This window comes from Actinoplanes sp. NPDC048796, assembly GCF_040650035.1.
Taxonomy (GTDB): domain Bacteria; phylum Actinomycetota; class Actinomycetes; order Mycobacteriales; family Micromonosporaceae; genus Actinoplanes.
Genome location: NZ_JBEZGO010000013.1, coordinates 12,431 through 38,065, shown reverse-complemented (window position 1 = coordinate 38,065; position 25,635 = coordinate 12,431). Strand labels below are relative to the sequence as shown.

Genomic DNA, 25,635 nt, shown 5'->3' with positions numbered 1-25,635 from the left:
TGTACCAAGGGGGTTGGACATGGTTGAGGCTGCCGCACTGCGTGACGTGCTCGACGGGCGCTGGGCGCACATCCGCCGGGCCGCCCGGGAGAGGCTCGACGACAGCCGGTTCACGCCGGTGCCGGGCGAGAGCATCGAACAGGCCCGGTCGCGCATCACCGGCCTGCTCTCCGAGCTGCCCGGTGACCTCGGGGTGACTGCCGCGTTCCCTTCCGAGTACGGCGGCAGCTTCGATCCGGGCGCGGCCGTGGTCGCGGCCGAGATGCTCGGGCACGTCGACCTCTCGCTGATGGTCAAGGCGGGCGTGCAGTGGGGCCTGTTCGGCGGGGCCGTCTCGGCCCTCGGCACCCACCGCCACCACGAGGCCTACGTGCGCGACATCATGTCGGCCGAGCTCATGGGCTGCTTCGCGATGACCGAGACCGGGCACGGCTCCGACGTCCACCGGTTGCGCACCACGTGCACCTATGACCCCTCGTCGCAAACGTTCGACCTGCACACGCCGCACGAGGCCGCCCGTAAGGACTACATCGGCAACGCCGCCCGCGACGGCCGCATGGCCGTCGTCTTCGCCCAGCTGATCACGCAGGGCGAGTCGAAGGGCGTGCACGCGTTCCTGGTCCCGATCCGGGACGGCAACGGCGAGCCGATGCCCGGCGTCACCATCGGCGACGACCGGCACAAGGCCGGCCTGCTCGGCGTCGACAACGGCCGGCTCAGCTTCGATCACGTCAGCGTGCCCCGCGACATGCTCCTCGACCGGTACGGCCAGGTCGCCGAGGACGGCACGTACTCGAGCCCGATCGAGAACGACACCCGGCGCTTCTTCACCATGCTCGGCACCCTCGTCCGCGGCCGGGTCAGCGTCGGCGGCGCCTCCTCGGCCGCCACCAAGGTCGCGCTGACCATCGCGGTCCGCTACGGCGAGGTCCGCCGCCAGTTCAGCGCGCCCGGCCACGAGCGCGAGGTCGTCCTCAACGACTACCTGGCCCACCAGCGCAAGCTGCTGGTCGCCCTGGCCAAGTCGTACGCGCTGCACTTCGGCCAGGAGGAGCTGGTCACCAGGATGCACGCCGTGCAGGTGGCCGGGGCCGGCGCGGCCGACCACGACCAGCGCGAACTCGAGTCGCGAGCGGCCGGGCTCAAGGCCGCGCAGACCTGGCATGCCACCCACACCATCCAGATGTGCCGGGAGGCGTGTGGCGGCGCCGGCTACCTCTCGGAGAACCGGCTGCCCGGCCTCAAGGCCGACACCGACGTGTTCACCACCTTCGAGGGCGACAACACCGTCCTGCTCCAGCTGGTCGCGAAGGGCCTGCTCACCGGATATCGGGACGCCTTCGGCTCGCTCGACGGCTGGGGGCGTACGGCGTTCGTGGCCGACCAGGTGCGCGAGATGATGCTGGAGCGCACGGCGGCCCGCTCGCTCATCCAGCGGCTGGTCGACGCGGTGCCCGGCCGCGGCGACGAGGTGGCGCTGACCGACCGGGGCTGGCAGCTCAAGATGCTCGAGGACCGCGAGAAGCACGTGCTCGAGGGCGTGATCCGCCGCCTGCGCAAGGGCGCGGCCACCAAGAAGGACCGGCCGTTCGACATCTTCAACGACGTGCAGGACCACGTGCTGCAGACCGCCACCGCCCACATCGACCGGGTGGTGCTGGAGGCGTTCGTGGCCGGTATCGAGCGCACCGGCGACCCGGACGTGAAGGCGCTGCTGTCCAAGGTCTGCGACCTGTACGCGCTGACCACCATCGAGGCCGACCGCGGCTGGTTCCTGGAACACCAGCGGCTGACCCCGGCCCGCGCCAAGGCCGTGACCGGCGCCGTCAACGACCTGCTGCGCGAGCTGCGACCGCACATGCGCACCCTGGTCGACGGCTTCGGCCTGCCCGACACGTGGCTCGACGCGGCGATCCTGCGCGAGGAGCCCGACCGTCAGGAGACGATGGCCAAGCACGACGCCGAAAGCTAGCCGGTCTCGACCAGTGCGATGTCGGCGACCTCGAGGTGGAAGTCCTCGGGGTGGCCGCCGACCTGGAAGGTCAACTCGGAGTGGGCGCTGGTCTTGGCGGCCACGAAACGGTACTCGTGGCGGCAGGCGGTGGCGTCGGACGGCAGGTCGCGGGTGTACGACTCCTGGTAGGTGGGCGGGCTGTCCTGCACCCGGACCCGGATGGTGGTGGCCCGGTCGGTGATGGCGGTGAAGGCCAGGGTGTACGGGCGGCCCTGCACCAGGTCGACGTCGCTCTTCACGATGACGACGTCGCCGGGAGCCTTGGTACCGGCGGCCACGTCGGCGCGGAAGCGGTGACCCTGCTCGGTCAGCGCGGCGGTGTCGTTGTTGACCCACCACTTCGGGGCCGCGCGGCCCAGCACGTCGGAACCGGCCGGAGCCGGCCGGCCGGACGGCAGGCAGGCGTCGGCCGACTCGGCCACCGGGGTGACGGTGGGCCGCCGCCAGTCGGGCCAGGCCAGGGTGCCGGCCACGCCGGCGCCGATGCCGGCCAGGAAGACCACGGCGACCAAGGGCGGGGCCAGCCCACGGCGCGGCGGCCGGGGAGCGGGCTCGGCCGGGGTCTCCGGCTCGGACAGCGCGCACCAGGCGGCCCGCCAGCGGGTCAGCTCGGCGGCGATGGCGGGCTCGTCCTGGCCGCCCGCCCGCAGGCAGGCCGTCACGAACGACTCGACGAACTCGTACCGGGGCAGCCGCGGCAGCCGCTTGCCCGCCAGCACCTCCGAGGTCGTGCTCGGCGGCAACGGGTCGGGCCGGGCGTCGCCCTGGGCGGCCGCGATGCGCTGGTCGGCGAGACGGCTCAACTGCCGCAGCGACGGGTTGCCGGCGCGCACGCGGAGCTGGCGGAGCTCGGCCACGAAGTCGTCGGCCGTCCGCACCGCCGCCGGGTCGTCTACAGAGGAACTGGGCATCGCCGGTCACTATAACTACGCGTGTCTATCGTTCCCCCGGGGCCAGTCCGGTCCGCACCGCGTGCAGGGCGGCCTGGGTGCGGTCGGCCAGGCCGAGCTTGAGCAGGATGCTCGAGACGTGGGTCTTCACCGTCTTCTCGGCCACCACCAGGGCCCGGGCGATCTCGCGGTTGGAGCGGCCCTCGGCCAGCAGGGCCAGGACGTCGCGTTCGCGGGCGGTCAGGGCCGGTTCCTCGGGCGGGGCGCCGAGCAGGCCGGCCGCGACATCCGGTTCGAGCAGCAGATGGCCGGCCGCGACCGAGCGGACGGCGGCGACCAGGGCGTTCGGGTCGACGTCCTTGGAGAGATAGCCGCGGGCGCCGGCCCGGACCGCGGGGATCAGGCGGGCCCGGTCGGTGAAGCTGGTGACGACCAGGACGCGGGCGGTCAGCTCGCGCCGGCGCAGCTCGCGCAGCACCTCGACACCGTCCATGCCGGGCAGGACCATGTCGAGCAGCACGACCTCCGGCCCGGTCTCGGCGATCAGCTCCAGCGCGGCCGGCCCGTCGGCGGCCTCACCGACCACTTCCAGATCGGCGGCGAGTTCGAGAAAAGTGCGCAATCCCCGCCGTACGGCCGGATGGTCGTCCACTATCAGCACGCGGATGTCAGCCATGGCGGACCTCCAGACCGACCGTGGTGCCCTCGCCCGGAGCCGAATCGACGGTCAGGGTGGCCCGGACGGCGCAGGCCCGCTCGCGCATGGAACGCAGGCCCAGGCTGCGGCCGGCCTTCAGCGTCGCCGCGACGTCGAAGCCCCGGCCGTCGTCGGCGACCTCCAGGCGTACGGCATCGGGGCCGAGGGTGCGCAGGCGAACCCGGACCGTGGACGCCTTGGCGTGGCGGACCGCGTTGTGCAGGGCCTCCTGGGCCACGCGGAAGACCACTGTGCGCACCGGCATCGGCAGCTCGGGCGGGTCGTCGTCGCCGTAGGTGAGGTGCGGGGCGCCGTTGTAGGCGCGGTCGAGGACACCGACCTGTTTGCGCAGGGCCGCCGGAAGGCCGTCGGTGGCCAGGTCGGCCGGGCGCAGCTCCTGGACCGCGGCCTGCAACTCCTCGGCCGCCTCGCGGGCCAGCGTGGTCACCTCGGCCAGATGCCGGCGGGCGGCGGCCGGGTCCCGGTCGAGCAGGACATCGGCCGCCTGGGCGGTCAGGCGCAGCCCGAACAGCCGCTGGGCGACCGCGTCGTGCAGGTCGTGCGCGATGCGGGCGCGTTCCTCGGCGATGGTGAGCTCACGGTTGCGCGCGTAGAGCCGGGCGTGGGTCAGCGCGATGGCGGCATGGGTGGCCAGGACGCCGACCAGCTCCTCGTCGGCGTCGGTGAAGCCACCGGGCTTGTTGGCCAGGTAGAGCGCGCCCAGGATCTCGTCGCCGCTGATGATCGGGACGCCGAGGAACGCCTCGAGCACCGGATGGGCGTCCGGCCACCAGTGGAAGCGCGGGTCGGCCCGGATGTCGGCCACCCGCTGAGTCGCCGGGTCGTGCAGCATGACGGCCAGGAAACCGTGCTGACGGGGGAGCGGGCCGATCGCGGCCTGCACCTCGTCGCTGACCCCGGACACCACGAACTGCGCGAACGAGCCGGCGTCGTCGGGCACGCCCAGCGCCGCGTAGCGCGCGCCGGCCAGCTCGCGGGCCGTGTCGACGATGGTCTGCAGCACCTCGGGAACGGTCAGCCGGTCACTGACCGCCAGCACCGCGGCCGACAGTCGCCGCGCGACGCTCAGCTCGTCGCTCATACGGCCACCCTAGCGGCGGCCATCGACCGAGCACCTGCGCCGATGGTCCTAGGACCAAGGTCCCGTACGGAAGCCGTCCCGGGCCCGATTCGGCGGTGATCGATCGGCGGCAGGGTCGACGGCATGACCAACGACAACACGACACCGGTCGCCGTCATCACCGGCGCCTCCCGCGGTCTGGGCGCGGCACTGGCCCGCGGACTGGCCGCGGCCGGGTGGCGGCTCGTGCTCGACGCCCGTACGGCCGAGGATCTGCAGACCGTCGCGGCCGAGCTCGGCCAGCGCACCACAGTCGTCGCCCGGCCCGGCGACGTGGTCGACGACGACCACCGGGCCGTCCTGGCCGTCGCGGCCGAGCAGCTCGGCGGGGCCGACCTGCTCGTCAACAACGCGTCGGTGCTGGGCGGCTCGCCGCTGCCGGCGCTGGCCGCCTTCCCGCTGCCCGCGCTGCTGGAGACCTTCGAGGTGAACGCGCTCGCGCCGATCGCGCTCACCCAGCTCCTGCTGCCGCAGCTGCGCCGGTCCCCGGCGGGCGGCGCCATCCTCAACATCAGCTCGGACGCGGCCGTCGAGGCGTACGAAGGATGGGGCGGCTATGGGGCCGCCAAGGCGGCCCTGGACCACGCGGGCCGGGTGCTGGCGCTGGAGGAGCCCTCGGTACGGGTGTGGAGCGTCGACCCGGGCGAGATGCGCACCCGGCTCTACCAGCAGGCCGCCCCGGACGAGGACATCTCCCATCTGCCGCCGCCCGAGACCGTGGTGCCGCACCTGCTGGGCCTGCTGCGGTCGCGCCCGGCCTCCGGGCGGTACGCGGCGGCCGAGCTGCCGGCCGTCGAAGGGGCGCGATGACCACGGACACCCTCGACTTCGAGCTGCCGGCCGGCCTCGAGGCGCGGGAGCCGGCCGAGACCCGGGGACGACAGCGTGCGGACGTGCGGCTGCTGGTGAGCCGCGGTGCGAAAGTCAGCCACCACCGGTTCCCGGAACTGCCGTCGATCCTGCGGGCCGGCGACCTGCTGGTGGTGAACAACTCGGCCACCCTGCCGGCCGCCCTCGACACCGGCGGCGGGCTGGTCGTGCACGTCTCGACCGAGCACGCCGACGGGTCGTGGCTGGTCGAGCTGCGCCGGCCGGCCGGAGGCAGCACGGCCCCGTTCGCGCCGGGCACGGGGCCGGCGCGGGCGGGGCTGCGGCTGGAGGTACCCGAGGGGACGGTCACCCTGCTCCACCCGTACACCGCCCGGCTCTGGACCGCGAAAGCCGACGTGCCGGGAACGAGGGTCGACTATCTGGCGCGGCACGGGCGGCCGATCCGGTACGACTACACCGACCGGGACTGGCCGTTGGCGACCTATCAGAACGCCTACGCGACGGAGCCCGGCAGCGCCGAGATGCCGAGCGCCGGGCGGCCGCTGACCGGCGCGGTGCTGGCCGCGCTGGCCGGGCGGGGGATCCTGGTCGCGCCGGTCACCCTGCACACGGGGGTGGCGTCGGCCGAGGTGGACGAACCGCCGTACCCGGAGTGGTATGCGGTGCCGGGCCCCACGGCCGGCCTGATCAAGCACGTGCGGGGCCGGGGCGGGCGGGTGATAGCGGTCGGCACGACGGTCGTGCGGGCCCTCGAAACGGCGTGGGACGGGCCGCCGTCGGGCTGGACCGACCTGGTCATCGGCCCCGAGCGCCCGGTGCGGTCGGTGGACGGGCTGCTCACCGGGCTGCACGAGCCGCGCGCCTCACACCTGCGGATGCTGTCGGCCGTGACCGGCCTGCCCGCGCTGCGCACGGCCTACGACGAGGCGCTGCGGGAACGGTACCGATGGCACGAGTTCGGCGACGTCCACCTGCTGCTGCCGGAAAGCCGTCAGGGCAGCAGCTGATCCAGGGCGGGCGCCTTGGGCAGTATCCCGTCGCTGCGGCCCAGCTGGGCCATCCGCTCGATCGACGGGCGGTTGATCTCACCCGGCCAGCTCGGCAGGATCATCGCGATCCGGACCGTCTCGTTGATCGTGGTGTAGGTGCCGACGATGTCGCGAACCTCGTCCGGGTGGGTCGCGGCGTACGCCATCGAGTCCTTGATCGCGCCGGTGAACTGGGTGACCAGATCAGGGCTCCGGGCGATCTCGGCCTCGCTGGTGAAGTAGAGCGCGACGGTCAGGTCGGCCGCGGTGTCCACGAAATTGGAGGCGACGATCTGACCGCCCTGCGTCAGCACCTGCGACAGTTGCGGCTCGACGACCCAGGCGGCGTCGACCCGGCCACCCTGCAGGGCGGCCGGCATGTCACCGAACGGCATGGCCTCGAACTTCAGGTTCGCCGGATCGCCGCCGGCGGTGCGCACCGACTGCCGTACGGTCGTGTCGCCCAGGTTCTTCAAGGTGTTGACCGCGATCGTCTTGCCGGTCAGGTCCTTGGCCGTACGGATCGGGCTGCCGTCGTGGACCACGATGGCCGAGAAGTCACGCCCGGCCCGGCCGGTCGAGGAGACGCCGCCGGCCACACCCTTGAGCTGGGCCCCGCCCGCCTGCGCGGCCATCAGCGAGGTCACATTGCTGAAGCCGAACGGGTACTTGCCGGCGACCACGTTCTTCACGATGGCCGAACCGCCCTGCTCGGGCACGAGCGTCAGGTCGATGCCGCGGCTGGCGAAGAACCCCTTGGCCTTGCCCAGATAGATCGGCGCCACGTCGACGATGGGCACGACGCCGACGGTGACCTTGGTGCCACCGCCGGTGTCACCCTTGTCGTCCGCCGAGCAGGCGGCGGCGCCCAGCATCAGAACGACAACGGCGGCGGCGAGGATCCGGCGCATGGGTCCGCTCCAGGAGAGTTCGGGGGCGCACTTGCGCCGGGCGAACGGTACCCGATCTCCGCCCGCTTAGGGACCGGCCAGAAGGGACGAATATCCGTGCGTCAGGAGCCGGCGAGCTTGCGGAGCGCGTCGGCGGCGCCGTCGGTGAGGGGTTCGCCGTGGCCGGGAAGGATGGTCTTGACGTCGAGGGCGGCCAGCTTCTTCACCGAGGCGGCGGCCTTGTCGAGGTCGGCGGTGTACTTGGGGTCGGAGCCGGCGAGACCTTCGGTCGTACGGAGGGCGTCGCCCGCCACCAGGGTGCCCGTGGACGGGTCGAAGACCGAGATGTGGCCGAGCGTGTGGCCCGGTGTGTCGACGATCTGGAGGCCGAAGACCTCGTCGCCGTCGCCCAGGGGCTTCAGCGTCCGCTGCGCGTTGACGATCGAGCCGACATCGTTCAGGCCGGCGTAGAAGACCGCCTTCGTACGCGGTTCCACGTCCGGCACCCCGCCCACGTGGTCCTGGTGCTGGTGGGTCAGGATGACGTGCCGGACCTGGTTCCACCCGCTCCCGGCGGCGGTCAGCGCCGACCCGATCGCGTCCCCGGACCCGGGCGTGCCGAGGTCGACCACCGCCGCCTCGTCACCGCGGATCAGCAGGTAGGCCGACACGTACGACAGATTGACCCGCTCCCAGCCGCCGAACGAGGAGCCGCCGGCGGAGGTGGTGCCGGCGGCGGCGCTGGACGCGGTGGCGGCGGCCGGCGTCTCAGCGTCCGAACATCCGGTCACCGTGTTCACAATCGTCAGACCGAGCACTCCCGCGCCCGCACTGACGAGCAGCCGGCGCCGCGTGAGCAGAAAGTCAGTCATGCTCCGATGATTTCCGCCGCCGCCCCACGATCACCACCGGATCGCCCGAGTCTTGACCGATTCTTATCCAGGGACACTGGGTACTCGAGGGGCATGACGGTCTACGGAATCCATGCCTCTCATGAGCAGATCCCGCCCGCCGAGCTGCTGGCCGCCGTGGTCGCTGCGGAGCAAGCGGGGTTCGAGGCAGCCATGTGTTCTGATCACTTCTCGCCGTGGAGCGCGCGGCAGGGTCAGTCCGGGTTCGCCTGGTCGTGGCTCGGGGCGGCGCTGCAGGCGACCAACCTGTCGTTCGGTGTGGTGAACGCGCCGGGGCAGCGCTACCACCCGGCGATCATCGCGCAGGCCATGGGGACGCTCGCCTCGATGTACCCGGGGCGGTTCTGGGCGGCCCTCGGCAGCGGTGAATACAGCAACGAGCACGTCGTCGGTGGCGAGTGGCCCCGCAAGGATGTGCGGGAGGCGCGGCTGCTGGCCTGCGTCGACGTCATCCGTGACCTGCTGGCCGGCAAGGAGGTCACCCGCGACGGGATCATCACCGTGGACCGGGCGCGGCTGTGGACGCGGCCGGAGCAGGCGCCGCCGCTGATCGGGGCCGCGGTCAGCACCAAGACGGCCGCGTGGTGTGCCAAGTGGGCCGACGGGCTGGTCACCGTCAACGCGCCCGAGGAGCAGCTGCGCGCGATGATCGACGCCTACCGGGGCGCCGGCGGCACCGGGCCGGTCTGCCTTCAGGTGCACCTGAGCTGGGCGCCCACCCGGGAGGAGGCCGAGCAGATCGCCTACGACCAGTGGCGCAGCAACATCTTCCCGCCGCCGGTCTGCTGGGACGCCGAGACCGTGGAGCATTTCGACGTCATCTCCGCGAACGTCACGGTCGAGCAGGTCGCGAAGGTCGTCAACATCTCGGCCGACCTGGAGGAGCACACCGAGCTGCTGCGCCGGTACGCCGAGCTCGGCTTCGACCGGATCTACCTGCACCACGTCGGGCAGAACCTGACGCCGTTCATCGATGCCTTCGGCAGCAAGGTGTTGCCCGCGCTCCGCTGAGTTGTATACAAACCCTGGCCGCCTCTTGCGTAACACCCGCCCCCCTCGCCAAGATTGCATACATTCACGGCGAGGGGGGTTCGGTGCGGGCGGCGGCGGAGCAGGCGGCACAGACGTTGCGGCAGGAGATCCTGGCGGGGACCATCCCGTCCGGAGCGCGGCTGGGGGAGGTGGAGCTCGCCGGCCGCTTGTCGGTGAGCCGCACGCCGATCCGTGAGGCGCTGACCCGGCTGGCGGCCGAGGGCCTCGTCGAGATCCAGCCCCACCGCGGCGCCCGCGTCGTGAGCCGCTCCGACGAGGAGCTGCGCGAGATCTTCGAACTTCGACTGCGGCTTGAGCCGTACGCCGTCCAGCAGGCCGTCCCGGCGCTCAGCCCCGAGCAGCTCGACGAACTCGACGCGCTCGCCACCGAGATGATCGAGGCCGGCGACCGGGACGCGCTGGTCGAGCTGAACCGCCGCTTCCACAGCATCTTCATCGAGGCCGCCGGTTCCCGCCCGCTGGCCGACGCGCTGCGCGGCGTCACCCACGCGCCGGTCGTCCACCAGAACTTCCACAACTACACGCCCGAGGCGCTGCACCGCAGCCTGCACCACCACGTCGAGATGGTGGCCGCCGCCCGCGCCGGCGACGGCGACTGGGCCGAGGCCGTGATGCGGTCCCACCTGTACAACGCCCGGGCGACCATGGTGGGTGTGCGATGACGTTGCCGCTGGACGATCTGCGCGTCGTCGAGTTCGGTCAGTTGCTCGCCGGTCCGTTCTGCGGTCAGTTGCTCGGCGACTTCGGGGCCGAAGTGATCAAGGTGGAGGACCCGGCCAAGGGCGATCCGATGCGCGAGTGGGGCCGGGAGAAGCCGCACGGCAAGTCGCTGTGGTGGCCGGTGGTGGCCCGCAACAAGAAGTCGGTGACCTGCGACCTGCGCCGGCCCGAGGGGCAGGCCCTGATCAGGCGGCTGATCGACACCGCCGACATCGTGGTCGAGAACTTCCGGCCCGGCACCCTGGAGCGCTGGGGCCTCGCCCCCGACACGCTCTGGAAGACCAACCCGGGCCTGGTCGTCACCCGGGTCACCGGCTACGGCCAGACCGGCCCCTACGCCGGCCGGGCCGGTTTCGGCTCGATCGGCGAGGCCATGGGCGGCATCCGGTACGTCATGGGTGAGCCCGAGCGCCCGCCCGTGCGGGCCGGCATCTCGCTCGGCGACTCGCTCGCCGCCACGTACGCCTGCCTCGGGACCCTGACCGCGATCCACCACCGCACGAGGACCGGGCGCGGCCAGGTCGTCGACTCCGCCATCTACGAGGCCGTGCTGGCCATGATGGAGTCGCTGCTGCCGGAGTGGGCGATCGCCGGCTATCAGCGCGAGCGCACCGGCGCCACCCTGCCCAATGTGTCGCCCAGCAACGTCTACCCGACCGGCGACGGCGACCTCATCCTGATCGCGGCCAACCAGGACAGCGTGTTCGGCCGGCTGGTCACCGTCATGGAGCAACCCGGCCTGGCCACCGATCCGCGCTACGCGACCCACGGGGCCCGGGGCGCCGCGATGGCCGAGCTCGACACGCTCATCGCCGAGTGGACCTCCACCCGCAAGGCCGAGGAGCTGCTGACCGCCCTGCACGCGGCCGGGGTGCCGGCCGGGCGCATCTTCCGGGCCAAGGACATGTTCGCCGACCCGCACTTCGCCGCGCGCGAGGCGATCGTGACCGTGCCCCACCCCGACTTCGGCGAGCTGCCGATGCAGAACGCCACCCCGCGCCTGTCCGAGACGCCGGGCCGGGTGCGCTCGGCCGGCCCGGCGCTCGGCGAGCACAACGACGAGATCTACGGCGGCCTTCTCGGCCTCGAGGAAACGGAGCGCGCGAACCTGCGCCAAGAAAAGATCATTTAAGGAGGACCATGTCCTATCGGCTCGGCGTAGATGTGGGCGGCACCTTCACCGATGTGCTGCTGGTCGACGAGGAATCAGGTTCGACGTGGCGGGCGAAGACCGCTTCGACGCCGAGCGATCAATCAGCGGGCGTGCTGAACGGCATCGCCAAGGTCTGCGCCGAGGCGGGCGTGGACCGGGCGGTCATCCGGCACGTCCTGCACGGCACGACGGTGGCCACCAACGCGATCCTGGAGCGCAAGGGCGCCACCGTCGGGCTGGTCACCACCGAGGGCTTCCGTCAGGTTCTGCAGATCGCCCGCTCGTTCGTGCCGGGCGGACTGGCCGGCTGGATCATCTGGCCCAAGCCCGAGCCCCTCGCGGAGCTGGAGAACACGGTCGAGGTCCCGGGCCGCATCGCCAGCGATGGCACCGTCGTCACCGAACTGGACGAGCAGAAGGCCCGAATCGCCCTCCGAAAGCTGAAGGATCAGGGCATCGAGGCTCTGGCGATCGCGCTGATCAACGCCTTCGCCAACGACACGCACGAGCGCCGGCTCGCCGCATTGGCGGCTGAGGAGATCCCCGGCGTCCAAGTTTCGCTCTCCAGCGTCGTTCTGCCCGAAATGCGCGAGTACGAACGGGCGCTGACCACTGTCGCCAACGGCTACGTCCAGCCGCAGGTGGCCCGATATGTCGCGAACCTCTCATCCAAGATCAACACCGATCTGTCCATCCTGCGCAGCGACGGCGGTCTCACCGCGGCCGAGGCGGCCACGGCGGCGCCGGTGACGATGTTGCTCTCGGGCCCGGCCGGCGGCGTCACCGGAGCGGTGTGGGTGGCCGAGCAGTCCGGCCACAAGGAGCTGCTGACCTTCGACATGGGCGGCACCTCGACGGACGTGGCCCTGGTCCGCGAGGGCCAGGCGCGGATCGGGCGGGAGACGAAGGTCGGGGACCTGACGGTACGGGCGTCGGCGGTCGACGTCCGTACGGTCGGCGCCGGTGGCGGCTCGATCGCCCACGTGCCCGAGCTGACCCGCGCGCTGCGGGTCGGACCGCAGTCGGCCGGGGCGGAGCCGGGCCCCGCCGCGTACGGCAAGGGCGGAAACGCACCCACCGTGACCGACGCCAACGTGGTGCTCGGCTACCTGCCGACGGCACTGGCCGGCGGCGAGATCACGCTCGACCGCGAGGCGGCCCGCACGGCTGTGCAATCGATCGCCGACGCCATGGGCCTGCCCAGCGTGGAGGCGGCCGCGGCCGGCATCGTCGACATCGTCAACGAGAACATGCTCGGCGGCCTGCGCCTGGTCAGCGTGCAGCAGGGCTACGACCCGCGGGACTTCGCGCTGGTCGCCTTCGGCGGCGCCGGGCCACTGCACGCCAACGCGATCGGCCGGCTCACCGGGGCCTGGCCGGTGATCGTGCCGCCCTCGCCGGGCGTGCTCTGCGCGCTGGGCGACGCCACCACCTCGGCCCGCGACGAGGCCGCCCGGACCGTCCTGCGCCGCCTCGGCGACCTGACCCCTTCGGAATTCGCCGGGATCTTCGAGGAGCTGGCTCAAGCGGCTTCCCGGCGCATCACGACGACCCGGGTGACCTATTCGGCCGACGTCCGGTTCGTCGGCCAGGGCAACGAGCTGCCGGTGACCGTGGAGCTCGGCGAGGGACCGGCCGGGCTGGCCGCGCGCTTCGACGCCGAGCACGAGCGGCTGTTCTCCTTCACCCTCGACGTCGGCCACGAGCTGGTGAACGCCCGGGCGACGGTCACCGGTGAGCGCCCGCGCGTGACGCCGATCCACCTGGAGAAGGGCGACGGCGACCCGGCCGGTGCGCGGACCGGCGAGACCCGGATCTACGTCGACGGCCACTTCGTCGACGCCGCCCTCTACGACCGTCTCAAGCTCAAGGCCGGCGACGTCGTACCGGGACCGGCGATCGTCACCGAGATGGACTCGACCACCCTGATTCTTCCCGGCCACGCCGCGGTCACCGACCCCAGCGGCAGCCTGCTGATCCGTCCCACCGAGAGCCCGGAGGGCTGAATGGCACGCATCGTCGAGACCTCCACCGGGCCCCTCGCAACCACCGACGTCGACCCGGTCACCCTCGACCTGGTCGAGAACGGGCTGCGCAACGCCCGCTACGAGATGGACGAGGTCCTTTTCCGTACGGCGCTCTCGCCCGGCATCCGGGAGCAGCACGACGAGTTCCCGCTGATCGCCGACCCGGCCGGGCGGATGGTGGTCGGCCAGTTCGGGCTCTCCATCCCCGACTTCCTGGCCGGCTTCGCCGGTGACATCCGCGAGGGCGACGTCCTGCTCACGTCCGACCCGTACGCGTGCGGGGCGGCGATCAGCCACGCCAACGACTGGCTCGTCGTCCTGCCGATCTACGTCGAGGGCCGGGTCGTCGGCTGGGCGTCGATGTTCGGGCACATGTCCGACGTCGGCGGCAAGACGCCGTCCTCGATGCCGACCGACGCCCGGACGATCTACGAGGAGGGCGTGGTCATTCCGCCCTTCAAGCTGTACGACGGCGGCCGGCTCAACGAGGACGCGCTGCGCATCATCCTCAACCAGGTCCGGGTGCCGGACTGGAACCGGGCCGACCTCAACGGGCTGGTCGCGGCCTGCCGGACGGCGGCGCGGCGGGTGAGCGAGATGTGTGCCCGGTTCGGCGTGGCCACGTACCTCTCGGCCCTGGACGCCCTGCTCCAGCGCAACTACGACGCCATGAAGACGCTGCTGCACGTCGTGTTCGAGGAGGGCCGGACCCTCTCGTTCACCGACTACATCTGCGACGACGGGGTGGGCTTCGGCCCGTACGAGCTGACATTGTCCCTGACTCGCACCGGCGACCGGGTGCACCTCGATTTCCGGGGGTCGTCACCGCAGGCGATCGGCCCGGTGAACTATTACCTGAACGAGAATCTGGCTCGGATGTTCTTCGGCATCTACATGATCACGGTGGCCGATCCGCAGATCCTGTGGAACGACGGCTTCTACCCCTTGGTCGACGTGACGATTCCCGACGGGTCGTACTGGAAACCGAAGCACCCGGCCGCCCTGAACGCCCGCAACCACGGCATCGGGCGGGTGTTCGACCTGTTCGGTGGCCTGCTGGGGCAGACCAATCCGGCCCTGTTGAACGCGGCCGGATTCTCCTCGTCGCCGCATTTCATGTATTCCGGTAACTATTCCGGGGGCGACCGTAAAGGCGAGTGGTTCCAGCTCTATTCGATCGGGTTCGGCGGCATTCCGGGCCGGCCGCTGGGCGACGGGCCGGACGGGCATTCGCTGTGGCCGAGTTTCGTCAACATTCCGTGCGAGTTCCTCGAGTCGTACTATCCGCTGCGCATCGAGAAATGGGAGACGGTGGCCGACACCGGCGGTGCCGGACTGCACCGCGGCGGCAACGGCGTCGACGTCGCCTACCGCTTCCTCGAGCCGGGGACGATCGCGATCCACGACGACCGGTGGCTGACCTATCCGTGGGGTGTCAACGGTGGTGAGCCGGGCGCCCGCGGCCGCAAGTGGATCGATCGGGCCGCCGGCGGCCGCGAGGTGCTGCCCAGCAAGTGCCACGACGTGCCGGTGTCCCCGGGCGACGTGCTGCACTTCGTCACGTGGGGTGGCGGCGGCTGGGGCGACCCGCTGGCCCGCGACCCGGAGCTGGTGGCCAAGGAGGTGCGGCGCGGCCTGGTCACCCGCGAGGGCGCCCGCCGCTACGGCGTCGTGGTCGACGAGGCCGGGCGGGTGGTGGCCGCCGAGACGGCGAAGCTGCGGCAGGCGGACCGGGGTGAGCTGCCGGTCTTCGACATGGGGCCGCCGCTCGACGAGATCCTGGCCCGCTGCGAGGAGGAGACGGGCCTGCCCGCGCCCCGGAAACCCGTCTGGACATAGGAAGAGGGCCCGGCGTTCACGCCGGGCCCTCTTTTTTCTCAGGACGTGGCTGGATCGTTGATCAGCATCTCGGGGTGGCGGCCCAGGAAGGCCGGGAGCTTGTCGTCGGCGGTCGCCTTGAACAGGTCCTTGGTGGCCTGGCTGATGCCCTCGCCGCCGCTGGAGGTCGCCGGGGCGAACGTGCCGCCGTTGGTCTTGATCGGAATCAGGTCGCCGGCGGCCAGGCCCTTCATGCCGAAGATGAAGTCGGTGACCGGTACGCCGTGGGTGTCCATCCGCAGCGAGGTGCCGGCCGCGGCCAGGATCTTGGAGACCTTGTTCGGGTTGCTGATGATGCCGCCGCTGGTCGCCTTCTTCATCATGGCCCGCAGCAGTTGCTGCTGGTGACGCTGACGGTCGTAGTCACCGTTCGTCGAGTGCCGCAGGCGGGAGAACTCCAGCGCCTCCCACGGCTGCATGTTGCGGCAGCCCTTCTCGAACCACAGCGCGTTCCTCGGCGGGCTCTTGGGGTCTGCGCCCTCGGCGTACTTCACCTTGCCGTCGACGACGATGTAGTGGCTGGACCACATCCGCTTGTCGACGCACATGTGCACGCCGCCCATGGCCTCGAGGATGCCCTTGAAGCCGCCGAAGTCGATGACGACGATCCCGTCGAACTCGATGCCGGTCAGCTTGTTGACCGTCTTGGTGGCGAGTTTCGCGCCGCCCTGCCAGCCCTTGCCGTCCCTGGACCCGTACGCGTAGGCGCTGTTGATCCTCTCGGTCGAACCGCGGAAGCCGAGCTCGCTGTCGGCCGGGATGTCGACGACCGCGTCGCGCGGGATCGAGATCATGTACGCCTGGTCGTGATTCTTCGTCACGTGCAGGATGATCATCGTGTCGGAGCGGGACAGCTCGCCCTTCTCCTCCCAGCCGGTCCGCGTGTCCAGGCCCAGCATGAGGATGTTCATCGCGCCCTCGGGCATCTTGCCCGCCGCGACGGCCTGGTTGCTCAGGCCGGCCGAGCCCAGCACGGTCGACGTCGTCTGGATGTTACTGGTGAGCTGGTTGAGAAAGTACTTCACCGAGATCAGACCGCCGGCGCCGACGACCAGGAGAACCGCACCGAACGCGGTGAGCAGTTTGGTCCATAACGGCAACTTGCGGCGTTTCGGCGTCTTTTTCGGACCCTGCCCGCGTTCCCCCAACGTGGCCTTTGCCGCCATGGACGCCGAGCTCCTCACTGTTTGGCTATAGCCTCCGTGAGGCCGCGCTGATCGCCGTCAGAACAGATATATGGTCCCGAACCGTTAGTCAAGCCGAATGACGCCGCGTGATTCCGCGACGACTTTCGGATTCATAATATCGACGATTCGTAGTCTGGCCAGGGCGCAGAGCGAGCGATCGGAACGGGCGAGCCCCACCCGGGGCTCGCCCGACGGCGTTCTGATCAGACGCCGGCCGTGGACTGGATCCAGGCGCGGTTGTACGCCACGCTGCCGTAGTACTGGCGGCTCGTGCCGTCGGCGGTGGAGGCCACGCCGACCTGGGCGCCGTTGTAGACCTGCGGGCCGCCCGAGTCGCCGCGCCAGGCGTTGCCGTTGATCCGCGTGCTTGCGATGGCGCGACCGCCGTACGCGTCGGTCTGGTTGGTCGAGGTGACCTGGACCGTCGCCGTCTTGAGCGTGGTCGACGCGCTGCACCCGCTGTAGCAGGTCATGCCCCAGCCGTAGATGTTGTTCGTCGAGCCGACCGGCGGGTACGCGCCGGACAGCGGCATGTACGACGTCGTGATCGGGCTGGCCAGCCGCATCAGGGCCAGGTCGTACCGGGTGGCCGTGCTGGTCACGGCCCGGGTGGTGCCGCCGGAGGTCCGGTTGACGCTGCCGACCCGCACCGACATCGTGCCGCTGATGCAGTGCCGCGCGGTGAGTACGTAGTTGGCCGAGATGATCGTGCCGGAGCAGGTGAAGCTGCCGTTGCTGAGCACGGCGGCGGCCCACGGCGCGGACGAGACCGTCCCGCCGCCGATGATGTTGGTGGAGGGATCCTCGGCCGCGGCGGCGGCGGCGGACGGAACGGCCAGGGCACCGGTGAGGGCGGTGGCAAGCGAAGCGACGACGATGCGGATGCGCACGCCGGACTCCTTCCATCGATAGACGGCTGTCGAAGTAATGTACGTGCGCCCCGGACGCCTGTGTCACCCCTCACTTGCCACATAACGTCATGTGATGGCCGGGCGGGCACAATGATCGACATGCTGGCCGCCACCCGGGAACTGCTGACGTCGCTCGAACCTTTGCCGTACGGGGTACGGATGAAGCGCCTGGCCGCCTGGGCCCAGTCCGCTCCGGACCGGGCCGCGGTCGGCGCCGAGCTGCGCGGCGGCGACGACTACGAGCGGCGTCTCGCGCTGGTCGCGGCCATGGTCGTACGGGACGACGACGCCATCGTGGCCGCGACGCGCGACCCGCGGCCGTCGATCCGGTCCGAGGCGATCGACGCGGCGCTGCGGGCAGGGCGCCTCGACAGCGTGGTGGACCTGCCGGCGGTCGAGCGGCGGCGGGTCTACCGCACACTCCGGCAGCGGCGCCTGAGCGCCACCGCTGACGCGCTGATCGCCGAGGTGCGCCCCTACTGGGGCGACCGGGAGGTAGCGGCGATCCTGCCCGCGTGCAGTGCGTCGGTGGTCCGCGATCTGCTGCCCGAAGTGGAACACACGATCACCCTGGCCGCCCTGGCCCGGCGGCACCCCGGGCCGGCTCTGGACCGCGCGGGACAGCGGCTCGCGGCGGCCGCGCCCGAGCACCGGGACGACCTGTGGAACCACGAGGTCGCGGCGCTCGAGAGCCGGTGCGACCCGGCGGCGTTCCTCGATCTGGCCGAGCGGTACGCGCCGGCGTCCTGGACGCCGGGCTCGGGCGCGCTCGCCGTGCACGATCCCGCGCGTGTCGCCCGGCTGCTGGCCACGCCCGGCCGGCTCTCGGCTCGGGCCGGGCAGCAGCTGACCCCCCGGCTGTTCCGCGCGCTGGCCGTCCTGCCCGACGACGACCTCCTGCCCGTGGCAGTGGCCATGCGCGACAACCCGCGAGGTTTCGCCGCGCTGCTTCGCGCGCTTCCCCCGGCCCGGCGCGGCGGCCTCTTCGAGCGGTCCGGGGCCGGATCCGGGGGCCTGGTCGCCCACTCGATCATGGCGGTGCTGCCGGCCGGTCCCCGGGTCCGCGAGGCGGTCCGGGTGCTGAGCCTGCCCAAGATCCGTGACAACGAGACCCACGTGCTCACCTGGAGCGCCTACCTGAACTGGCCGGAGGCGTCGGCGGCCCTGGAGGCGGGTCTGCGCTCCGGGCTGGCCGCCGAGCGGGCCCGGGCGTACCACCTGCTCGTCTCGGCCGCGCGCCGCACGCGGGACCCGCGGGTGGTGGCCGAGCTCGTCCACCGGCTCGGGCGTCTCCGCAACGAGCAGGACCCGGTGCGGGCGGCCGCACTGAGCGCCCTGGCCGGCGTGGCCCGGCTGCTCACCCCCGCCACCGCGGCCGGACTGACCCGGCTGACCACCGACGCGGTCGAGGCGCGCGACGCTTCCCGGGAGACGACGAGCGCGCTCGCCTCACTCGCCGCGGACGTCCTCCAGCACCACGTCGGCGTACCGGAACTGCGCGACTGGGCCCTGCACGCCATCGACCAGGCCGGCCGGGTGTCGCCCGTGCCGGTGCTGCGGCGCTTCGACCAGGCGCTGCGGCGTGGTCAGGAGACGATGGTCTTCGACCGCCTCCGGAACTGGGTCGTCACGTCCATGGACCGCGGCGACTTCGGGCCGCTGTTCGGGCTCACCGCCGCCCTCGGCCGGCGCGCCCGAAACGTTCCAGGGCTGCAGGAGCTGCTGTTCCGGGCGACAGCCCCCGGCACCTCGGAGTGGGTCGCGCGACAGGCCGCCTCATCGTGGCTGGCCGACCCCAGGCACCGCGCCGCCCGGGTGCCGGCGGTGCTCGACGCCGACCCTTCGATGGTCGCGGTGCCCGTCGTGTGGGACGTCATCGCCACCTCCCGCACCGACCTGATCGACCGTGCGCTGCGCGCTCCCGTTCAAGGCCGCCTGATCGAGGCCGGGCGGCATTGGGTGCCCGCGCCGCCCCGGCACGCCGACCGGTGGCTGCCCCGTCAGCGCGCCCGCTTCACCGAGCTCCTGGAAGCCGTCATCGACGACGGCGCCGAGAACGTGCAGACCCGCGCGTACGCCGTGCGGGTCGCCGCCCGGGTCCCCGGCCCCGGCCGCGACCTGGTGCGCCGGCACACAGGCGCGTCCGAGGTGGTGGTCGCGGAGGCGGCGCTGGGCGCTCTCATCTGGACCGACCGCCCCGATGAGGCATTGTCGGAGCTGCTGGAGCACGCGAACGGCGATCGGGCCCGGGTGGCCATGTACGCCGTCGCGCGGGCCGCCGCCACCGTCGAGCCGTCCCGGTTACCGGCCCTGCTCGGCGGCGTGCTGACAGCCGAGACCAGGGTCACCAGCCGCAAGGAGGCGGCCCGGGTCCTCGCCCGGTACGGCCCGCCGAGCGTGATGGCGGCGCTTCTGGACACCTACACCCACCCCGGCACCCACCGCGACGTGCGGGCAGCCATCGTGGCCGCCGCCCGCCAGCGCCTGGAAGCCCCCGAGAGCTGGACGATCCTCACCACCGCCACCGCCACCGCCACCGCCACCGCCACCGCCACCGCCACCGCCACCGCCACCGGTTCCGCCACCTCTGCTACCGCCACCGGTTCCGCGACGCCCACCTCTGCCACCGCCGCCGGAACTGCCGAACCCAGGTTCGCTGAACCTGGGACGGACGAGCTTGGAGCCGCGGAACCTAGGACTGCGGAACCTGGGGTTGCCGAATCCAGCGTTGCGGGAGTCGGGGCTGCTGCCGCCGGGGGCGGGGTCTCGACCGAGGTCTCCGGCCGTGTGGGAGCTCTGGCGGGCGGCGGGAGCCGGGAGGAGCGCCGGGCCGTGCTGGCGGCGGATCCGGCGACGGTTGCCGAGCGGTATCGGCGTCGCTACGCAGAACTGATCGTTGCCATGTGCCGGGGCGGCGAGCGGGAGGCGTTTCTCGCGCTGCCCTCGTGGGCTCGGTGGGCCGACGGCGTACGGGACCTGGTCATGGACCGTCTCGGCGACCTTGGGCAGCGGGTCGCCGTCACGGACGCCTCCGGGTTGTTGCCGTTGCTTGATGAGCGGGCGGCCCGTGCGGTTCTGGTGAACCTGATCGGCCAGGACGCGGACGACCAGCACCCGGGCCGGCCGGGCGCGGACCGGCCCGCCCGCCGCCGCGTGCAAATGCTGGCCCAGGCGGCTGCGGGATGGTCGCGGAACGCGCCCGCCGGAGCGGACCGTGTGCCGCTGGCCGGGGTGGCCCGGTGGCTGACCGCCCAGCCGGGCTTCGCCACCGTCGGTCTCACCCTGCTGGCCGCCCTGCTGCCCTGGACCGAGCTGGACGAGCTCGCCGATCGGTGCGCCGCCCGGCCGGTGGCGGCCGTCGCCGTGGCCGAGGTGCTCAACGAGCGGGGACTGGCCGCTCCCGATCCCGAGGTGGTTCGCGCGGCGGCCGGGCACCTGGCCGGCCGGGCCGACCTGGCCGCCGGGCTGTTCGCGGTGGCGTTGGTGCGCGACCGGGTTCGCCGCTGGACCGAGCCGTGGCAGCAGGTGCTGTTCACACTCCGCGGCCACCCGTCTCCGGAGGTGCGGGAGGCGGCCTACGCTGTGGAAATGCGCTGAAGCCGGTGGCGTGTAGCCTGCCCGGGTGCTGCTCAGGATCATGCTGCTGTTCGACCGCCGGCGACGTCTGTTCATGGGGGCCACCGTCGCCGTCGGCTGTGGCTTGGTGAGTTTCGGGGACGATTTCGTATTTGCGGTTTTCCCCGTGATTCTCGCCGTGTTACTGGTGTCGGTCGTGGTCAGCGTCGTCGCCTATGCCTCGCCGCAGCCGCGAGTGCTGCTGACGCGCCCGGGGGTGCCGGCTTTCGAGACCGGTGCCGACGTCTCCGCCGTCGTCCTGCTGCCCGGCTTGATCGCTCTGGGCAGCGCCTGGGTCGGAGGTGAGGTCCACGCGCATGCCGGGGCCTGGTCGTTCGGGGTGCTCGCACTGCTGCTGTTGGCGGTGGTGGCCTGGCGGTCGCCGATGGTCCGGCTGCGGCCCGGCGGGATCGAGGCCCGCCGGCCGTTCGGGAGCCTCGTCGTGCCGTGGGACGCGCTGCCCGCCCTGGCCGAGGTGCGGCGCAGCCGGCTCACTCTCACCTTCGGCCGGCCCGAGCTGGTACGCCGGCGTGGGCTGTGGCCCCTCGGCGCGCACAGCATTCCGGTCACCGGGGTCGACGCCGCGTTCCTCGGAAGGGCGATCGAGTCCTACAGCCGGAATAGTGGCCACCGCGCCGACATCGGCCGGGAGCGGGAGTGGCGCCGCCTCCAGGAGTCCCTGGCCGGCGCTTGAGCCGGTGGCGAGGGCCCGACACACTGGCCGGGTGGACGGACTGACCAGACGCCGTCTCCTCCAGGCCGGCGCGGGCGGCGCGCTGCTGGCCGCGCTGGCCGCCTCGGAGGGCGCCGCCTTCACGCCGCCGTCGCGGACCGGCGCCGGCCGGTCGGTGGTCGTCCTCGGTGGTGGCGTGGCCGGGCTCACCAGCGCCTACGAGCTGGGCAAAGCCGGCTACCACTGCACCGTGCTGGAGGCTCGGCACAAACCCGGCGGACGGGTGCTGACCATCCGCGGCGGCGACACCGAGACCGATCTCGACGGGCACACCCAACGAGCTTCTTTCGCGTACGGCACGTACTTCAACGCCGGCGCGGCGCGCATCGCGCCCTGGATGGTCACCCTCGACTACTGCCGTGAGCTGGGCGTGCCCATCGAGGTCTTCGTCAACTCCAACGCGGACGCCTTCATCCACACCGGCGCCGGCGGCCCCGGAGTCCGCTTCCGCACGGCCCGGGCCGATCTTTTCGGGTACGTCTCGCAGCTGCTCACCCGGGTCACGCGTTCCGGCGGTCTCGACGCCGAGCTGGCCGGCGGCGGGCGCGACGAGCTGCTGGAGTTCCTCCGCGACTTCGGGCGGCTCACCGACGACGGCGAGTACCAGGGCGGACCCGACCGCGGCTTCGCCACCTATCCGGGCGTGGACGGCGGGGTCCCGCTCGACGGGCCGGCGTCGCTGTCCGACGTCCTGCGGAGCGGCGTCGGGGCGTACCTCGGCTTCGATCTCGCTTTTGACCAGGCCATGCCGATGTTCCAGCCGGTCGGCGGCATGGACCGGATCCCGATGGCGCTCGCCCGGGCGGTCGGCGCGGACCGGATCCGGCTCGGCGCCGTGGTCACCTCGGTCGCCGACCGGCCCGGCGGGGTCGAGGTCCGCTACCGGCAGGACGGCCGCGAGCGGATGATCACCGCTGACTACTGCGTGGCCACGATGCCGCCGCACCTCATGGCCCGGCTGCCGCACAACCTCGGCGACGACGTGACCACGGCGCTGAGGGCGTTCACCCCGTTCCCCGCCGGCAAGATCGGGCTGGAGTACCGCAGCCGCTGGTGGGAGTCCGATCTGGGCGTCTACGGCGGCGCCACCGACACCGATCTCGACCTGCGGCAGATCTGGTACCCGTCGTCCGGCTTCCACGCCGCGCGCGGCGTCCTGGTCGGCTACTACAACTTCGGGACGGACGCGGAGGCGTACGCCCGACTGGCCCCGCACGACCGCACCGAACGGGCGCTGTCGCTCGGTGAGCGGATTCACGGCGCCAAGTACCGTACGGAAGCGATGTCGTCTTTCTCGGTGAGCTGGAGCCGCGTCCCCCACCTGGAGGGCGCCTGGGCCGCGCCGCCGTACGGCAGCCCGGCCTTCGCCCTGCTGCGCGAGCCCGCTGGCCGAGTGCACTTCGCGGGGGACTGGCTCAGCCAGACGGTCGCGTGGCAACACGGCGCCTTCGTGTCGGCCCGGGCCGCCGTGACGGCCCTGCACGCCCGGGCCTAACCCAGCTCGGATTCGATCTCGGACGGCGCGCGCATCCGCCAAGCGTCGGTGACGAGTTCAGTGAGCCGCGCCACATCAACAATCGGTAACCGGAGCATCACCAATGGAAGGCCGTCGTAGCCCGGGGTCGTGAAGAACAGGTCGGGCTCACCCAGCAGCAGGGCCTGTTTCTCGGCCTCGTCACCCACGTAGAGGACTGCCACATCCGTGCGGATCACGCGTGACTTTCCCGGTTCCCGCTCCGGGTACGACCAGACGAAGCCCCTGTTCGCCACGCGGAAGTCGAAGCCGTCGCTGTCGATCTCGACGACGTGCGGCAGGGAGAGCGCCAGGCGGCGGATATCGTCGGCGGTCGCCACGACGGGGATTCCTTTCTCCTCCGAGATGACACAACAACGTGCCACCGCCGACAGTCTCCCAAAGTTCATGCGTAGGATTCGTCCCCGCACGGTCTTGCCGCAGGGATCCGAGGGAAACGATGCCACTCACTCCAGCCGACATTCACAACATGGCGTTCAAGAAGCCTGCGATCGGCAAGCGGGGGTACGACGAGGAGGACGTCGACGCGTTCCTCGACGAGGTCGAGCAGGAGCTCATCCGCCTCATCGAGGAGAACCGCGCCCTGTCGGACCAGGTGCAGCGCAACGGCGGCGGCCTCGGCCCCGGCCCGTCCGGCCCGCCGGCCGGCAACCGCGCCCTGGAAGCGGAGCTTCAGGCCCTGACCACCCAGCTCGGCCGCATGCAGGAGGCCCGGGCCCGCGCCGAGCAGAACGCGCGCAGCGTGCAGTCGCAGCTCGAGCGCGCCCGCACCGAGCGCCCGGCCACCCCGCCGCCGGCCGAAAAGGACGACCGGCTCTCGGCCGTGCTGATGATGGCCCAGCGCACCGCCGACGACCACATGCGCGACGCCCAGCAGGAGGCGGACTCGCTGCTCGGCAACGCCCGCACCCAGTCCGAGCAGATCACCGGCGACGCCCTGCTGGCCGCCGACAACATCGAGGCCGACGCCCGGCGCAACCACAGCGACGCCCTGGCCAGCATCGACGAGAAGCGCGACGCCCTGCTCGACGAGATCGACCGGCTGGGCCAGCTGGCCCGCACCTACCAGCAGGCCCTCGGCCAGCACGTCCAGCAGCAGCTCCAGGAGCTCGACAGCGTCTCCAACGGCGCGGGCCGCGACCTGGACTGAACGATCCGGGCCGCCGTGCCCGGGCGACATTCGCCCGGGCGGCGGGCGGCGGGGACCGGGTGTCTCTAAGGTGATCGGCATGCCTGCCAAGCTGAATGCCGACAAAGCCCGGTCCGCGCTGCGGACGAGCGCGCTGCTGTCGGCGCAGACGTTGCTCGTGCTGGCGGCGTCGTACGTCGCCCTGTGGCTGCTCGGCAAGGCCTGGTCGGTGATCTGGCCGATCGTCGTGGCGCTGCTGCTGACCACACTGACCTGGCCCGTCACCCGTCTGCTGCGCAACCGCCTCCGCTTCCCGCCGGCGCTGGCCGCGGCCGTGGTCACGGTGCTGTTCCTGGCCGTCGCGGCCGGGATCATCGTGCTGATCGCGGTGCCGGTGGCCAGCCAGTCCGGTCAGCTGGCCGACGGCGTGGTCGACGGCATCCAGCGGCTGCGCGACTGGGCCTCGGGCCCGCCGCTGAACATCGGCGACGACGACATCACCCAGGCCTTCGACGCGGCCATCGCGCAGATCCAGAGCCGGGCCGGCAGCATCGTCAACGTCACCCTGGGCACGGTCACCACTGTCGTCAACGGCGTGGTCACCACGGTGCTGGCGCTGTTCCTGATGTTCTTCTTCCTCAAGGACGGCCCGAAGTTCCTGCCGTGGCTGTCGCGTCAGCTGCCGGGCCGCCTGTCGGTGGACGTCCCGGTGGTCGCCCAGCGCGGATGGGACACGCTCGGCGCCTTCGTCCGGTCGCAGGCGTTCGTGGGCCTGCTCGACGCCGTCTTCATCGGCCTCGGCCTGTGGGCGGTCGGCGTGCCGCTGGTGCTGCCGCTGGCCGTGCTGACATTCGTGTCGGCGTTCGTGCCGATCGTCGGCGCCGTCTTCGCGGGCTTCGTCGCGGTGCTGATCGCGCTGGTGTCGAACGGGCTGACCGACGCGCTGATCGTGCTCGCCATCATCCTGGCCGTGCAGCAGCTGGAGGGCAACGTCTTCCAGCCGATCGTGCAGAGCCGGGGCCTGGGCCTGCACGCGGCGGTGATCCTGCTGGTCGTGACCCTGGGCGGCAGCCTGGCCGGCATCGTCGGCAGCCTGCTGGCGGTGCCGGTGGCGGCGGTGATCGCGGTCGTCTGGGCGTACATCCGCGAACAGCTGAGCGACCATCCACCCACGCCGTCCACGGAACCCGAACCCGAGCCCGAGCTGCCCGACGACCCCGTACAGCCGGGCGAGCCGTCGCCGGCGACCTGAGCGCCGCCGGCGACGGTGTCACCGCGGGTGGTCCGGTCGCT

21 protein-coding genes are annotated in these 25,635 nt (G+C 71.9%); 13 read left to right on the top strand and 8 right to left on the bottom strand.

Annotated elements, in window-relative coordinates:
• Positions 1–19: 19 nt before the first annotated feature.
• Positions 20–1,972 (top strand): acyl-CoA dehydrogenase, encoded by a 1,953-nt coding sequence (locus AB0C26_RS36750; RefSeq protein WP_360257221.1) that lies wholly within the window; start codon positions 20–22, stop codon positions 1,970–1,972.
• On the opposite strand, the gene AB0C26_RS36745 is transcribed toward AB0C26_RS36750, so the two are convergent.
• The 3 genes from AB0C26_RS36745 to AB0C26_RS36735 are packed head-to-tail and all read right to left on the bottom strand — an operon-like array spanning position 1,969 to position 4,703.
• Positions 1,969–2,925, bottom strand: coding sequence for a hypothetical protein (locus tag AB0C26_RS36745; RefSeq protein ID WP_360257218.1), 957 nt, complete (start codon positions 2,923–2,925; stop codon positions 1,969–1,971). The two genes, AB0C26_RS36750 and AB0C26_RS36745, sit on opposite strands and share 4 nt — an antisense overlap.
• A gap of 25 nt (positions 2,926–2,950) precedes the next feature.
• Positions 2,951–3,580 (bottom strand): response regulator transcription factor, encoded by a 630-nt coding sequence (locus tag AB0C26_RS36740; RefSeq protein WP_360257216.1) that lies wholly within the window; start codon positions 3,578–3,580, stop codon positions 2,951–2,953.
• Entirely contained in the window at positions 3,573–4,703 is a 1,131-nt protein-coding gene (locus tag AB0C26_RS36735; RefSeq protein ID WP_360257214.1) for a GAF domain-containing sensor histidine kinase, read from the bottom strand. Before AB0C26_RS36735 ends, AB0C26_RS36740 begins: the two co-directional genes overlap by 8 nt.
• A gap of 123 nt (positions 4,704–4,826) precedes the next feature.
• Here AB0C26_RS36735 and AB0C26_RS36730 point away from each other — a divergent pair, with 123 nt between their 5' ends.
• Both AB0C26_RS36730 and AB0C26_RS36725 read left to right on the top strand, forming a co-directional pair.
• Positions 4,827–5,552, top strand: coding sequence for an SDR family NAD(P)-dependent oxidoreductase (locus AB0C26_RS36730; protein ID WP_360257212.1), 726 nt, complete (start codon positions 4,827–4,829; stop codon positions 5,550–5,552).
• The gene (locus tag AB0C26_RS36725) at positions 5,549–6,580 is read left to right on the top strand and encodes an S-adenosylmethionine:tRNA ribosyltransferase-isomerase (protein WP_360257209.1); all 1,032 of its coding nucleotides are present in this window, start codon (positions 5,549–5,551) and stop codon (positions 6,578–6,580) included. Before AB0C26_RS36730 ends, AB0C26_RS36725 begins: the two co-directional genes overlap by 4 nt.
• Here the strand turns inward: AB0C26_RS36725 and AB0C26_RS36720 are convergent.
• Positions 6,565–7,512 carry an ABC transporter substrate-binding protein gene (locus tag AB0C26_RS36720; protein ID WP_360257206.1) on the bottom strand — a complete coding sequence of 316 codons (948 nt, stop codon included), beginning with the start codon at positions 7,510–7,512 and terminating at the stop codon, positions 6,565–6,567. The two genes, AB0C26_RS36725 and AB0C26_RS36720, sit on opposite strands and share 16 nt — an antisense overlap.
• Before the next feature lie 101 nt (positions 7,513–7,613).
• Positions 7,614–8,363: an MBL fold metallo-hydrolase gene (locus tag AB0C26_RS36715; RefSeq protein ID WP_360257203.1), complete on the bottom strand. Its 750-nt coding sequence runs from the start codon at positions 8,361–8,363 to the stop codon at positions 7,614–7,616.
• Positions 8,364–8,456: 93 nt separating this feature from the next.
• Here AB0C26_RS36715 and AB0C26_RS36710 point away from each other — a divergent pair, with 93 nt between their 5' ends.
• The 5 genes from AB0C26_RS36710 (at position 8,457) to AB0C26_RS36690 (ending at position 15,194) form a co-directional block, all read left to right on the top strand.
• Complete coding sequence (locus AB0C26_RS36710) at positions 8,457–9,413, top strand: TIGR03885 family FMN-dependent LLM class oxidoreductase (protein WP_360257200.1); 957 nt, start codon at positions 8,457–8,459, stop codon at positions 9,411–9,413.
• Between the two features lie 83 nt (positions 9,414–9,496).
• Complete coding sequence (locus AB0C26_RS36705; RefSeq protein WP_360257197.1) at positions 9,497–10,117, top strand: GntR family transcriptional regulator; 621 nt, start codon at positions 9,497–9,499, stop codon at positions 10,115–10,117.
• A complete protein-coding gene (locus AB0C26_RS36700) occupies positions 10,114–11,307 on the top strand; it encodes a CoA transferase (protein WP_360257195.1) in 1,194 nt (397 codons plus the stop codon). The genes AB0C26_RS36705 and AB0C26_RS36700 overlap by 4 nt, the downstream gene beginning before the upstream one ends.
• A gap of 8 nt (positions 11,308–11,315) precedes the next feature.
• Positions 11,316–13,334 carry a hydantoinase/oxoprolinase family protein gene (locus AB0C26_RS36695; protein WP_360257193.1) on the top strand — a complete coding sequence of 673 codons (2,019 nt, stop codon included), beginning with the start codon at positions 11,316–11,318 and terminating at the stop codon, positions 13,332–13,334.
• On the top strand, positions 13,335–15,194 hold the full coding sequence (locus AB0C26_RS36690; protein ID WP_360257191.1) for a hydantoinase B/oxoprolinase family protein: 1,860 nt from the start codon (positions 13,335–13,337) through the stop codon (positions 15,192–15,194).
• Between the two features lie 38 nt (positions 15,195–15,232).
• Here the strand turns inward: AB0C26_RS36690 and AB0C26_RS36685 are convergent, their stop codons facing one another.
• Both AB0C26_RS36685 and AB0C26_RS36680 read right to left on the bottom strand, forming a co-directional pair.
• Positions 15,233–16,399, bottom strand: coding sequence for an LCP family protein (locus tag AB0C26_RS36685; RefSeq protein WP_360257188.1), 1,167 nt, complete (start codon positions 16,397–16,399; stop codon positions 15,233–15,235).
• Between the two features lie 224 nt (positions 16,400–16,623).
• Complete coding sequence (locus AB0C26_RS36680; protein ID WP_360257186.1) at positions 16,624–17,310, bottom strand: trypsin-like serine protease; 687 nt, start codon at positions 17,308–17,310, stop codon at positions 16,624–16,626.
• Between the two features lie 120 nt (positions 17,311–17,430).
• On the opposite strand from AB0C26_RS36680, the gene AB0C26_RS36675 reads away from it, so the two are divergent.
• From AB0C26_RS36675 to AB0C26_RS36665, 3 genes are read left to right on the top strand one after another with little or no spacing between them, the layout of a single operon-like run.
• Entirely contained in the window at positions 17,431–20,928 is a 3,498-nt protein-coding gene (locus tag AB0C26_RS36675) for a hypothetical protein (protein ID WP_360257184.1), read from the top strand.
• A 25-nt stretch (positions 20,929–20,953) separates the two neighbouring features.
• Positions 20,954–21,640: a hypothetical protein gene (locus tag AB0C26_RS36670; protein ID WP_360257181.1), complete on the top strand. Its 687-nt coding sequence runs from the start codon at positions 20,954–20,956 to the stop codon at positions 21,638–21,640.
• A 31-nt stretch (positions 21,641–21,671) separates the two neighbouring features.
• Entirely contained in the window at positions 21,672–23,174 is a 1,503-nt protein-coding gene (locus AB0C26_RS36665) for an FAD-dependent oxidoreductase (protein ID WP_360257179.1), read from the top strand.
• Here AB0C26_RS36665 and AB0C26_RS36660 read toward each other — a convergent pair.
• Positions 23,171–23,533 (bottom strand): hypothetical protein, encoded by a 363-nt coding sequence (locus tag AB0C26_RS36660; protein WP_360257177.1) that lies wholly within the window; start codon positions 23,531–23,533, stop codon positions 23,171–23,173. The genes AB0C26_RS36665 and AB0C26_RS36660 overlap by 4 nt on opposite strands.
• A 119-nt stretch (positions 23,534–23,652) precedes the next feature.
• Between AB0C26_RS36660 and AB0C26_RS36655 the strand changes: the two genes are divergently transcribed.
• Both AB0C26_RS36655 and AB0C26_RS36650 read left to right on the top strand, forming a co-directional pair.
• A complete protein-coding gene (locus AB0C26_RS36655; protein ID WP_360257175.1) occupies positions 23,653–24,363 on the top strand; it encodes a DivIVA domain-containing protein in 711 nt (236 codons plus the stop codon).
• 79 nt (positions 24,364–24,442) lie between these two features.
• Complete coding sequence (locus tag AB0C26_RS36650) at positions 24,443–25,594, top strand: AI-2E family transporter (RefSeq protein ID WP_360257173.1); 1,152 nt, start codon at positions 24,443–24,445, stop codon at positions 25,592–25,594.
• Positions 25,595–25,635: the final 41 nt, after the last annotated feature.

Coding starts and splice junctions, on each gene's coding strand:
- AB0C26_RS36750 (WP_360257221.1), top strand. CDS start 20: ATGGTTGAGGCTGCCGCACTGCGTGACGTGCTCGACGGGCGCTGGGCG.
- AB0C26_RS36745 (WP_360257218.1), bottom strand. CDS start 2,925: ATGCCCAGTTCCTCTGTAGACGACCCGGCGGCGGTGCGGACGGCCGAC.
- AB0C26_RS36740 (WP_360257216.1), bottom strand. CDS start 3,580: ATGGCTGACATCCGCGTGCTGATAGTGGACGACCATCCGGCCGTACGG.
- AB0C26_RS36735 (WP_360257214.1), bottom strand. CDS start 4,703: ATGAGCGACGAGCTGAGCGTCGCGCGGCGACTGTCGGCCGCGGTGCTG.
- AB0C26_RS36730 (WP_360257212.1), top strand. CDS start 4,827: ATGACCAACGACAACACGACACCGGTCGCCGTCATCACCGGCGCCTCC.
- AB0C26_RS36725 (WP_360257209.1), top strand. CDS start 5,549: ATGACCACGGACACCCTCGACTTCGAGCTGCCGGCCGGCCTCGAGGCG.
- AB0C26_RS36720 (WP_360257206.1), bottom strand. CDS start 7,512: ATGCGCCGGATCCTCGCCGCCGCCGTTGTCGTTCTGATGCTGGGCGCC.
- AB0C26_RS36715 (WP_360257203.1), bottom strand. CDS start 8,363: ATGACTGACTTTCTGCTCACGCGGCGCCGGCTGCTCGTCAGTGCGGGC.
- AB0C26_RS36710 (WP_360257200.1), top strand. CDS start 8,457: ATGACGGTCTACGGAATCCATGCCTCTCATGAGCAGATCCCGCCCGCC.
- AB0C26_RS36700 (WP_360257195.1), top strand. CDS start 10,114: ATGACGTTGCCGCTGGACGATCTGCGCGTCGTCGAGTTCGGTCAGTTG.
- AB0C26_RS36695 (WP_360257193.1), top strand. CDS start 11,316: ATGTCCTATCGGCTCGGCGTAGATGTGGGCGGCACCTTCACCGATGTG.
- AB0C26_RS36690 (WP_360257191.1), top strand. CDS start 13,335: ATGGCACGCATCGTCGAGACCTCCACCGGGCCCCTCGCAACCACCGAC.
- AB0C26_RS36685 (WP_360257188.1), bottom strand. CDS start 16,399: ATGGCGGCAAAGGCCACGTTGGGGGAACGCGGGCAGGGTCCGAAAAAG.
- AB0C26_RS36675 (WP_360257184.1), top strand. CDS start 17,431: ATGCTGGCCGCCACCCGGGAACTGCTGACGTCGCTCGAACCTTTGCCG.
- AB0C26_RS36655 (WP_360257175.1), top strand. CDS start 23,653: ATGCCACTCACTCCAGCCGACATTCACAACATGGCGTTCAAGAAGCCT.
- AB0C26_RS36650 (WP_360257173.1), top strand. CDS start 24,443: ATGCCTGCCAAGCTGAATGCCGACAAAGCCCGGTCCGCGCTGCGGACG.